Annotated in this window: 12 protein-coding genes; 6 read left to right on the top strand and 6 right to left on the bottom strand. The window is 59.4% G+C overall.

Features of this window, described 5'->3' with window-relative positions; genetic code table 11:
* The first annotated feature begins 213 nt into the window (after positions 1 to 213).
* The 5 genes from Q1Y33_RS03210 to Q1Y33_RS03230 all read left to right on the top strand — a co-directional run bounded on the left by Q1Y33_RS03210 (position 214) and on the right by Q1Y33_RS03230 (position 4,510).
* Complete coding sequence (locus Q1Y33_RS03210) at positions 214 to 891, top strand: response regulator transcription factor (protein ID WP_300798207.1); 678 nt, start codon at positions 214 to 216, stop codon at positions 889 to 891.
* Positions 888 to 2,162: a histidine kinase dimerization/phospho-acceptor domain-containing protein gene (locus Q1Y33_RS03215; protein ID WP_300798209.1), complete on the top strand. Its 1,275-nt coding sequence runs from the start codon at positions 888 to 890 to the stop codon at positions 2,160 to 2,162. Before Q1Y33_RS03210 ends, Q1Y33_RS03215 begins: the two co-directional genes overlap by 4 nt.
* A 240-nt stretch (positions 2,163 to 2,402) precedes the next feature.
* Entirely contained in the window at positions 2,403 to 2,846 is a 444-nt protein-coding gene (locus Q1Y33_RS03220) for a PepSY-like domain-containing protein (protein ID WP_300798211.1), read from the top strand.
* 88 nt (positions 2,847 to 2,934) lie between these two features.
* Positions 2,935 to 3,795, top strand: a complete 861-nt coding sequence (locus Q1Y33_RS03225; protein WP_300798213.1) for a PepSY-like domain-containing protein — start codon at positions 2,935 to 2,937, stop codon at positions 3,793 to 3,795.
* Positions 3,796 to 3,988: 193 nt separating this feature from the next.
* A complete protein-coding gene (locus tag Q1Y33_RS03230) occupies positions 3,989 to 4,510 on the top strand; it encodes a ferritin (RefSeq protein ID WP_300798215.1) in 522 nt (173 codons plus the stop codon).
* Positions 4,511 to 4,619: 109 nt separating this feature from the next.
* On the opposite strand, the gene Q1Y33_RS03235 is transcribed toward Q1Y33_RS03230, so the two are convergent.
* From Q1Y33_RS03235 to Q1Y33_RS03245, 3 genes are all read right to left on the bottom strand, one after another.
* Positions 4,620 to 5,120, bottom strand: coding sequence for a GNAT family N-acetyltransferase (locus Q1Y33_RS03235; RefSeq protein WP_300798218.1), 501 nt, complete (start codon positions 5,118 to 5,120; stop codon positions 4,620 to 4,622).
* A gap of 39 nt (positions 5,121 to 5,159) precedes the next feature.
* Positions 5,160 to 5,618, bottom strand: coding sequence for a DedA family protein (locus Q1Y33_RS03240; protein WP_300798220.1), 459 nt, complete (start codon positions 5,616 to 5,618; stop codon positions 5,160 to 5,162).
* A 190-nt stretch (positions 5,619 to 5,808) separates the two neighbouring features.
* Entirely contained in the window at positions 5,809 to 6,222 is a 414-nt protein-coding gene (locus Q1Y33_RS03245; protein WP_300798222.1) for a secondary thiamine-phosphate synthase enzyme YjbQ, read from the bottom strand.
* Positions 6,223 to 6,414: 192 nt separating this feature from the next.
* Here Q1Y33_RS03245 and Q1Y33_RS03250 point away from each other — a divergent pair, with 192 nt between their 5' ends.
* On the top strand, positions 6,415 to 6,927 hold the full coding sequence (locus Q1Y33_RS03250) for a PaaI family thioesterase (protein ID WP_300798224.1): 513 nt from the start codon (positions 6,415 to 6,417) through the stop codon (positions 6,925 to 6,927).
* A gap of 174 nt (positions 6,928 to 7,101) precedes the next feature.
* Here the strand turns inward: Q1Y33_RS03250 and Q1Y33_RS03255 are convergent, their stop codons facing one another.
* From Q1Y33_RS03255 to Q1Y33_RS03265, 3 genes are all read right to left on the bottom strand, one after another.
* On the bottom strand, positions 7,102 to 8,061 hold the full coding sequence (locus Q1Y33_RS03255) for a phosphoribosylaminoimidazolesuccinocarboxamide synthase (RefSeq protein ID WP_300798226.1): 960 nt from the start codon (positions 8,059 to 8,061) through the stop codon (positions 7,102 to 7,104).
* A gap of 413 nt (positions 8,062 to 8,474) precedes the next feature.
* The gene (locus tag Q1Y33_RS03260) at positions 8,475 to 9,017 is read right to left on the bottom strand and encodes a flavin reductase family protein (RefSeq protein WP_300798228.1); all 543 of its coding nucleotides are present in this window, start codon (positions 9,015 to 9,017) and stop codon (positions 8,475 to 8,477) included.
* Positions 9,018 to 9,252: 235 nt separating this feature from the next.
* A complete protein-coding gene (locus Q1Y33_RS03265) occupies positions 9,253 to 9,708 on the bottom strand; it encodes a hypothetical protein (protein ID WP_300798230.1) in 456 nt (151 codons plus the stop codon).
* Positions 9,709 to 10,380 lie beyond the last annotated feature (672 nt).

Consider the following 10,380-nt stretch of genomic DNA (forward strand, 5'->3'; position numbering starts at 1 on the left):
CAATTTTTTCGCTTAACTATTCAAAAAACGGCTTCAAAGCACACATTTACAAATGCGGAATAATGCTGCGTATCTCCCTGAAAGCCCAATAGTTTACATTATTCTTCCTAAATCCATCCGAAATCGGGCGAGTTTGCGTATCTTTGGTCTGCGGTCGCGGCATTTCGGTTTCCTTTCAGAAAGGCCCGCTACCTTTGCACAAAACGAATCCGTATGAAACTGTTGATTGTCGAAGACGAACCCTCCCTGCGGGAGATCATGGTCCGCACGCTCCTGCGCGAGCAGTATGTCGTCGAGCAGGCCGCCGACTACGCCTCGGCGCTCGACAAGATTGCGGCCTACGACTACGACTGCATCCTGCTCGACATCATGCTGCCCGACGGCAGCGGCCTGCGGCTGCTCGAGGAGCTCAAGCGGCAGCGCCGCCGCGCCGGCATCATCATCATCTCGGCGCGCGACTCGCTCGACGACAAGATCGAGGGGCTGGAGCTCGGGGCCGACGACTACCTGCCCAAGCCCTTCCACCTCGCGGAGTTGAGCGCCCGCATCCGCAGCGTGCTGCGCCGACACCAGCGCGGCGGCGAGCAGACGCTCGAGGCGGGCAACGTGCGCGTCTATCCCGACAGCCGCCGCGTGGAGGTGGCGGGGCGTCCCGTCGAGCTGCTGCGCAAGGAGTACGACATCCTCTGCTACTTCATGAGCCGCCCCGGCCATACGGTCGACAAGGCGACGCTGGCCGAGGCCGTGTGGGGCGACCACATCGACCAGGTCGACAACTTCGATTTCGTCTATGCCCAGATGAAGAACCTGCGGCGCAAACTTGCCGATGCGGGGGCCGACACGGAGATACGTGCCGTCTACGGTTTCGGCTACAAACTCGTACAGCCGTGAAGCTCGTCTACCGGATTATCCTCCATATTTCGTGGGTGCTGTCGCTGCTGCTGGCGGCGTGGGCCCTCTTTTTCTACGTGACGCTCGTCGACGAGATCAACGACGAGACGGACGATGCGCTCGAGCACCGTGCCGAGGTAATCATTGCCCAGCAGCTCTCCGGCCGCGAGGTCGCGTCGACGGCTTCGGGCAACGAGGGTTATTTCCTGACGGAGGTCGGGGAGGAGTATGCCCGGCGGCGGTCGCATGAAAGCTATACGGACGAGGAAATCTACATCCCCGAACGGGATGACGAGGAGCCGGCACGCGTGCTGCGCACGATTTTCCGTGACCGCGACGGCCGCTGGTTCGAGCTCACGGTGATGACGCCGACCTTCGAGAAGGACGAGCTGCGCGAGGCAATCCTCTGGTGGATTGTCTGGCTCTATTTCTTCCTGCTGCTGACAATCCTGGCGGTCAACGTGCTGGTGCTCCATCGCACGCTGCGGCCGCTGCACGCGCTGCTGCGCTGGCTCGACGAATACACGGTCGGGGCGAAGAACCCGCCGCTGGCGTGCGACACGGACATCACGGAGTTCCGCCGGCTGAACGAGGCGGCAAGCCGTTATGCGGCGCGGGCCGAACAGCTCTTCGACCGCCAGAAGCAGTTTATCGGCAACGCCTCGCACGAGATGCAGACGCCGCTGGCCGTCTGCCGCAACCGGCTGGAGATGTTAGTCGACGAGGGGGCAACGCTCTCCGAGGCGCAACTGGGCGAGATTGCCAAGGTGCAGCGCACGCTCGACTACCTCGTGCGGCTGAACCGCTCGCTGCTGTTGCTCTCGAAAATCGACAACGGGCAGTTCCCCGAGACCGGGGAGGTCGATTTCAACGCCCTGACCGGGCGCACGGCCGAGGACCTCTCGGAAATCTACGCCTCGCGCGGCATGCACCTCACATTGCATGACGGGGAGCGTCTCGTGGTCCGCATGAACCCGACGCTGGCGGCGAGCCTGGTGAGCAACCTGCTCAAAAATGCCTTCGTACACGGCGATGCGGGCGGTGAGATTGTCGTGACGATTACGCCGCGCAGCCTGCGCGTCGCGAACAGCGGGGCCGCGGGGCCGCTCGATGCCGCGCATGTCTTCGACCGTTTCTATCAGGGGACGAAGAAGGAGGGGTCGACCGGGCTGGGGCTCTCGATTGCCGAGGCCATCTGCCGCCTCTCGGGCCTGCGCATCGAATATGCCTACGGGGACGGGATGCACAGTTTTACGGTGACGGTCCGGTGACGGCCGCCGGGCGGTGCCCCGTGTTCCGGGTTCCCCGCTTCGGGCCGTCGGCCCGGTACGCGGCCATACGTTGCCGCGGGGGCGATATCGTGCAGATTGAAAGACGGCTGCCTGCGGGGCGGCTGTCTTTTTTTTGAAAAAAACAGCACCCGGACCGGCCGTTTCAGATTCGTTTCAGTTTTCCGCCGCACCTTTGTTCCCGGAAAGATACGGAAAACAAACGTCAAAACGGAAACAACCATGAAAAGAGTGCGAATGATACTGACCGGGGTCCTGCTCTCGGCGCTGACGCTTCCGGCAGCGGCCGGCAACGACCGTCCGATTGTCGTCGGGGAGCTGCCCGCCGTCGCACGGGAGTTCCTGCGCACCCATTTCGACGGGCTGGAGGTCTCCTATGCCAAGGTGGATGAGGACTTTTTCGACAAGGAGTACAAGGTGGTCTTTGTCAACGGGGCGAAGGTCGAGTTCGCGAAGGACGGCGCCTGGAAGGAGGTCGACTGCAAGTACGGCGAGGTCCCCGCGGCGGCTGTTCCGCGGCAGATTGCCGACGAGGTGGCGCGGCTCTTTCCCGCGTGCCGGATTGTCTCGATCGAGCGCGACCGCAGCGAATACGAGGTCAAGCTCGACAACGGGACGGAACTGACCTTCGACCGGAAGTTCCGCCTGACGGACATGGACGACTGACCGCCCGCAGACGGCAGGAAGACGGCAAAGACAACGCAACGATGCGATGCTGATAATTGATTATTGACTGTAAAACGAATTTTGACCTATGACTGCAAACATGCTGAAAAAATGGATGATGCTGTCCGCCGTCGTGCTGGCGCTCTTCGCCGCGACGGGTTGCGACAGGGAGGACGATGACCGTTTCACGAATGTGCCGCCGGCCGTGGAGAAGACCTTCCGCGAGATGTTCCCGCAGGCCACGGAGGTCTGCTGGGCAGACCGGAGCGGCTATCTGGTGGCGGGCTTCCGGCAGGCCGGCACCCCGGCCCAGGCCTGGTTCGTTCCGGCCGGCGAATGGCACATGACCGAGACCGATATCCGCTACGGGGAGCTCCCGCAGGCCGTGCGCACGGCATTCGAGACGGGCGAATATGCGTCGTGGCGCGTGGATGACGTGGAGATGCTCGCACGCCGCGGGCTCGAGACGGTCTACTCGCTTGAAGTCGAGCGCGGCGAGTCCGAATACGAGCTGCTCTATGCCGAGGACGGCATCCTGTTGAGCGCCCTGCCCGATACGGACGGCGGCGATCATGCCGACCTGCTGCCCTCGGGCCTTCCGCAGGCCGTGCAGGAGTTCCTCGCGCAGCACTATCCCGATGCCCGCATCGTCGATACGGAACTTGAGCGGGGACAGTACGAGGTGGAGATCGTCGACGGCCGCACGGTGCGTGAACTGCTCTTCGACGCGGAGGGCAACTGGCTGGAGACCCGGACCGAAGTGCGGACGGGCGAGGTGCCCGACGCGGTGCTCGGCGCCGTGCGTGCGTCGGAGTACGGGGCGTGGGAGATCGAGGATGTAGACCTGGTCGAGACGCCCGACGGCGAGTGGTACGAAGTCGAGCTGGAGGAGCCGCGCACCGACCGCGAGGTCCGGCTCCGGGTGCGCGCCGACGGCACGCTCCTCTGATCCCGCGGGCGCTTCCCGCATTGTCAGCCCGCATTTCCGGACCCGGAAATGCGGGCTGACGGCCCTCCGGAGGTGCTATTGGTCTTGTTTATGACACTATAAAATGATATAATCGAAAATGTTGTGCAATCTTGGAAAACAGTTGTATATTTGCCACAGAAACAAATGACATGAACTTAAAACAACAACCGTTATGTTAAGCAAGAAACTGCACGAAGCGCTCAATGAGCAGATCAATGCCGAACTGTGGTCGGCCTATTTGTATCTTTCGATGTCGATGGACGCCGAGGCCAAGGGCCAGAAGGGTGTCGCCAACTGGTTCTACGTCCAGTTCCAGGAGGAGCAGGACCACGCCCGCATCCTGATGAACTACATCCTTTCGCGCGACGCCGCCGTGACGCTCAAGCCCATTGCCGAGGTGCGCACGTCGTGGGCCTCGCCGCTGGAGATGTTCCAGGATACGCTGGTACACGAGAAGAAGGTGACGGCCATGATCAACAACCTCGCCGCCATCGCCCGCGAGGACAACGATTTCGCCTCGGTGAACATGCTCGCCTGGTTCATCGACGAGCAGGTCGAGGAGGAGGAGTCGGCCCGCGAGATGATTCAGGCCTGCGAGGCCGTCGAGGGCAACAAGTTCGGGCTCTACATGCTCGACAAGGAGCTCGCCGCACGCGTCTACACGCAGGCTGCACCCCTCGCCGCGAAGGCATAGCTTCACGCATCGGTCAGAGAGCGGTCCGGCCCCCGTCAGCGGGAGCCGGACCGTTTTTCATGGCCGATGCGCCTGGCGAAGAGGACGTGCAGGCCGTGGTGCAGATGCATCATCTTTCGGACGGTGCATCGGGCCGGAGCTCCATGCCGAGGCGGACCATGTCGCGGCATTCGATGCCGTTTTCGATAATCGGGGCAGGGTAGTACCTGCGGAAATAGTCGCGGTCGATGCCGCAGCGCACGAATCCGCAGCGTTCGTAGAGGGCGATCTGTCCGGTGCCGGTCTCTCCCGTACCGATCTCCAGCCGCCGGAACCCCGCCGCACGGGCCGTGCGGATGGCATGGTGCAGCAGGGCGGTGCCGATTCCCCGGCGCTGGCAGGCCGGATCGACAGCGATGGAGACCACCTCGGCCGTGAAGGGGCGCGTGTGGAGCAGCAGGTATTGGCCGACGGTCCGCCCGGCAAGCTGCGCGACAAAACAGCGGCTGCGGCCGACATAGTCGGCGACGGATTCCGGGCTTTCGTCGGCCAGCATCAGCAGATCGTGGGATGGAGAGTCGGTTTCGCGGATTTCGGGATCGGGATTCATGGGTGTAGTATAAAGTAGCATAAACTTTTGTCGGAACGGGGAGGGTGCAGGGGCGCCGGGTCAGAAGAGCGATGCGGCCCCCTCGAAGGTGAGCAGCAGTACGACGTAGCGCAGGGCCTTGCCGGCGAGCATCGACGCGCCGGTGATCCAGACGTTGCTGCGCATGAGCCCCAGCACGACGGCCAGTGCCTCGCCGATCGTCGGCAGGAAGCCGAAGAAGCCCATCAGGGCGCCGCGTTCGGCGAGGAACTTCCGCGCGCGGGCCAGCTGCCGTGTCGTGATGCCCAGGCGGGTGATCCACTCCGTGCGCCCGAGCGTGCCGATCCAGTAGCAGGTCATGCCGCCGAGCGTGTTGCCCGCCGAGGCCGCGACGACGCACCACACGGGGTCGAGCCCCATGCGCGTGAGGACGATCATGACGGCTTCGGAGCTGAACGGCAGGATGCTCCCGGCAACGAAGGCCGAGAGGAAGAGGCCCCAGTAGCCCCAGTCGATGAAGAATTGCGTGATGGCTTCCATATTGCGGTCGTGTGCTTGTCTGTTTTTCGGGCCCGGTTGCGGCTCTCCGTCCGGACCGGGATGGTCTGTTTTTCAGGTCCGGTTCTGCCCGCGCTCCGGTATCCGGACGAAGATCGTCCTTTTTAGGTCGGCGCAGGGCGATCGGCGGCCGGAAATCGGGCCTTCTCCGCGGTGTGCCGATCGTCGGGCGTTATTCTCCGATCACGGTCGCCACGATGCGCCGCCCCGAGGCGCGGTTGCGGAACTCGCAGAGGCAGATGCCCTGCCAGGTGCCCAGCCCGAGCCGTCCGTCGACGATCGGGAGCGTCAGCTCGCACCCCGTGAGCGCCGCCTTGGCATGGGCCGGCATGTCGTCGTCGCCCTCGAGCGTGTGCGTGTAACCGGTGCCCTGCTCGGGAACGAGGCGGTCGAAGATCGTGCCGAGGTCCGTGCGGACGTCGGGATCGGCATTCTCGGTGAGGGTGAGCCCTGCGGAGGTGTGGCGCAGAAAGAGGTGCAGCAACCCCGTGCGGGGCAGCGGCGGAAGGTTGGCGGCGACCTCGTCGGTGACGAGGTGGAAACCCCGGCGGCGGGGCCGCAGCGTGAATTCGCTCTGTCGGATCATGGTTTTGTCGCGGTATCGGCCGGGACGTTCGGTGCGTCCGGCATGCAAAGATACGAAATCCTCCGTTTCGTGTGGTGCCTTTTGCCGGGAAGCTCCCGGATCGGCCATCTTTTGCGACGGAATGGCGGATCGTCCGATTTGGACGGGCCGCGGAAAAGTCGTATCTTCGTAGGAGAGAAAACGACATCGAACATGAAGAAGATCATCAATCCGTGGCGCGAGATGGCGGGATACCGCTGCTTCGGCTGCGACCCGAACAGCCCGCAGGGGCTTCGCATGGAGTTTTATGAGGAGGGTGAGGAGGTCGTGAGCCGCTGGCGTCCGCGTCCGGAGTTCCAGGGCTGGGTCGATACGCTGCACGGAGGCATTCAGGCGACGTTGGCCGACGAAATCAGCAGTTGGGTCGTTTTCCGCAGGTTCCAGACGAGCGGCGTGACGTCGAAGATGGAGGTGCGCTACCTCCGGCCCGTCCACACGACCGACGACCATATCCTGCTGCGGGCCCGCGTCGGGGAGCAGCGCCGCAACCTTGTGCGCATCGACGTGCGGATTTTCGATGCGCAGGGCGAACTCTGCACGGAGGCGTCGTGTCTCTATTTCCTCTTTCCGAAGGAGAAGGCGCAGCGCGACTTCCACTTCTGCGAGTGCGGCGTGGAGGAGGTGCCGGCACCGTCCGGATGCGGGGAGTGCAGTGCTTCCGAATAGGAAGTGCCGACAGGCGAGGGGGGGCAGTCCGGCTGTCTGGATACGATGGCCCCTCGGACGGAATGCCGGCGGCCGGGGGCCGTTCGGGTGCCTTTCAATAAGGAAGGCGCGGCAAGCACCACTGTCTGCCGCGTCCTCCTTATTTGGTTCTCCGGTCGGAATATTCTCTTGTGACTATTCGAGGCTCTTCAGGCATTCGGAGACATTTTTTTCGATGCGCCGCAGGATCGTCTCCGTGTCGGACGCCTCCGCGGCCTTGACGAACCGTTCGCCGGTGATCTTTTCGTACAGCTCGACGTAGCGGTCCGTGATGCCCGCGACGATCTCGGGCGTCATCTCGGGAACCTGCTGCCCGGCCTGTCCCTGGAATCCGTTGGCCATGAGCCACTCGCGGACAAACTCCTTCGAGAGCTGCCGCTGCCGCTCGCCCCGTGCAAGGCGCTCCTCGTACCCCTCGGCGTAGAAGTAACGCGACGAATCGGGGGTGTGGATCTCGTCCATGAGGTAGATCACCCCGTCCTTCTTGCCGAATTCGTATTTCGTGTCCACGAGGATCAGCCCCATCCGGGCGGCGATTTCGCTGCCGCGGCGGTAGATCGCCCGCGTGTATCTTTCAAGCTGCTCGTACTCTTTGCAGCTCACAAGCCCCGAGGAGATGATCTGCTCCTTCGAGATGTCCTCATCGTGGCCTTCGGCCGCCTTCGAGGTCGGGGTGATGATCGGCTCGGGGAAGCGCTGGTTCTCGACCATCCCGTCGGGCATCTCCACGCCGCAGATCGTCCGTTTGCCGGCCTTGTACTCCCGCCATGCATGGCCCGAGAGGTAGCCCCGGATGACCATCTCCACCTTGAACGGCTCGCACTTGCGGCCGACGGTGACCATCGGGTCCGGCACGGCGATTTTCCAGTTCGGGAGAATGTCGGCCGTTGCATCGAGGAACTTGGCGGCAATCTGGTTCAGCACCTGACCCTTGTAGGGAATACCCTCGGGCAGGACGACGTCAAAGGCTGAAATCCGGTCGGTCACCACCATGACAAGGTATTGGTCGTTGATGTCGTACACGTCGCGGACCTTGCCGGTGTACTTGCTTTTCTGACCCTCGAAGTGAAAATCGGTGCGTGTGATAGCGTTCATTGTGTTTGCAGGTTTTAACGACTGCAAAGATACTGTTTTTGCATGAAAATGGAACTCCGGCCGGTTGTCAATTCCTTTTTTATTCGTACATCCGATGATTTTCGCTTTCATGGCGTGTTGTGTCGGGGTAGAGAGGGGTCTCTCCGTTTTATTTATTCCCGTAATTTGCCGGCGGGGCGGAAGTGTTGTCGGCGATCGTGTTTGGCGGTCGTTGTCCGGTCTTGTCTCTGTGTCTTTGTGCCGTCTGTTCGCAGGGTTCGGATGGGTCGGCCGTTTGGAACGTGATCTCTTGATCCATGCGGCGGAAAGCGGCGTGCAGGCGCGGTGGGCCTTCGGAGGGCCTTGGATAAGGCCGGAATGGCTGTCTGCTTTTGGCGGGACGGGGCGGACAGCGGCATGCTTCCCGTCCCGTTTTACAGACCGGGAGGAAGTTTTGCCAGCATCAGTTCCCGGCAGTTGAAGGATTCGCCGTCTGCTGTGAAGGTCCCGTCTCCTGTGGCATGGATGATCCGCCGATCGGTGCAATCGGGATTCTCGACGACTCGTGTCACTTTCAGGATGATGAATCCGTAGCGGTCGATGTAATCGCTTACTTTGCACTCCAGGCAGGCGATGCAGCCGTCCACGAGCGGAGCCTTTACCGTCCGGGCCGGAAGAGCCTTCAGTCCGAACTCTTCGAACTTGTCCACCTCCGCACCGCTGACCATTCCGATGCGCACGGCCGTTTCCAGCATCGACACCGGAGGAATGCAGACCACGCATTCGCGTTTTTCCAGCAGCGTGGTGAACGAATGGTTCCACGGACCGGTGGTCAGCACGATATGCTGTGCAAAATCGATGGCCATCGTCCACGAGATGGTCATTACATTGTTCCGTTGGCCGTCGAACGTGGTCACCAGCACCAGCGGTCCCGGCTCGATGTATGTCAGTGCCTTTTCAATGCCGACGTCTTTCATTGTTTCACAATTATGCGTTTCCGATGCGTGGATACATGCTAATCAATTAATATTCTGCGTGTTGTGTTTGTTTGATATTGCAAAACGACACGCTGTAAAGAAATGGGAAATTATTTTTTTGACATTTTTACGGCTCGATTTTTTTGGAAATATGTAAGTGCGGGTTCGAAGTCTGTTTTTTGTGTGGTGCTTTTCCTGCTCTGGACCGGGCGTATCCGGGAAGAAAAAGGATTTTTTATGCCTTGTTTCGGTGCTTTTTCAGGACCTCTTCTCTGGTCTCGAAGTGTTGTTTGCCCGACAAGGCTCGCTCTTCGGCTCTGCGCTGTCGGATGCGTCCGACCCAATCCGGTGCAATTTCAATCGAGACAATCCAGACAATCTGCATGGAACAGTACAGTAGAATTTGCATGGGGAACGAAAGCTGTGTTTCGGCAGGAAGCAGCCAGTTGTATGTTGCCAATGGAACAAATGCATTGACGATCAGCATCAAGGCTCCAGTTTCTCGTTGTCGGCGTGTATATCCGATGTGTTTCCAGGCGATCAGAATTAAAAGCACGTTGATCCCGAGCAATGTCCAGACGATTGGCCACGGTTTGATAACTGCGGCCTCCAGTGGCGAGTTTATGATGAACCAAGCCGGAATAACAGGGGTTAACCCGTTTATCAGAAGCGAGAAAAACTTGAAAGCCATTGCGCGCGTCATCTATTCAGGATATTCCAAATTTAGGTAATTATTCCGAGTTTTCCCGCTGTTTATGAAAATTATTTGATGCGAATCCCTCTGATTGGCGAATATTTTAACGTTCATCTATCACTTCGACACCAGGAAGTGTTACTACGACATCACGGTGGCGGAGTGTCTGTCACATCCTCAACTCGACTGAAAAAGAGCGGAAAGACTTTCGGCTCACAGGGCTGGTGGATGAAGAAAATTTTTGGAGAAGAGAGAGCCTGAATAGTGATACTGAATTGGTTTGATTACAATCTGTATGACGACAGTTATTTCCCGATGCAGCATCGTATTCTCATTGATTATCAATGGTTTGTGTCTTAAAAGGTAGACTGCTCAAAAATTTACTTGTTTTTTTGCGAAAAATCGAAGATTTAACGTTTTTTTTCATCGACTCCCTCCGAACAGAGGGAAAAGAATAAATACATATAATCAAAGAGAGATGAAAGGATAATATTTCTACAAACACGGATGTATTTAATTGTATATCTACTTATTATATAAATCAGTTCATTTTCTTATACATTCTTGTAAAAGTCCATTTATACCCTTATTTGAATTATTTTTGTTACTTGTTTTGATACTTATATCAAAGCTATTTTCTATCTTTGCATCAGGATATAAATAACTGAA

Source organism: uncultured Alistipes sp. (assembly GCF_949296715.1).
Classification (GTDB): domain Bacteria; phylum Bacteroidota; class Bacteroidia; order Bacteroidales; family Rikenellaceae; genus Alistipes.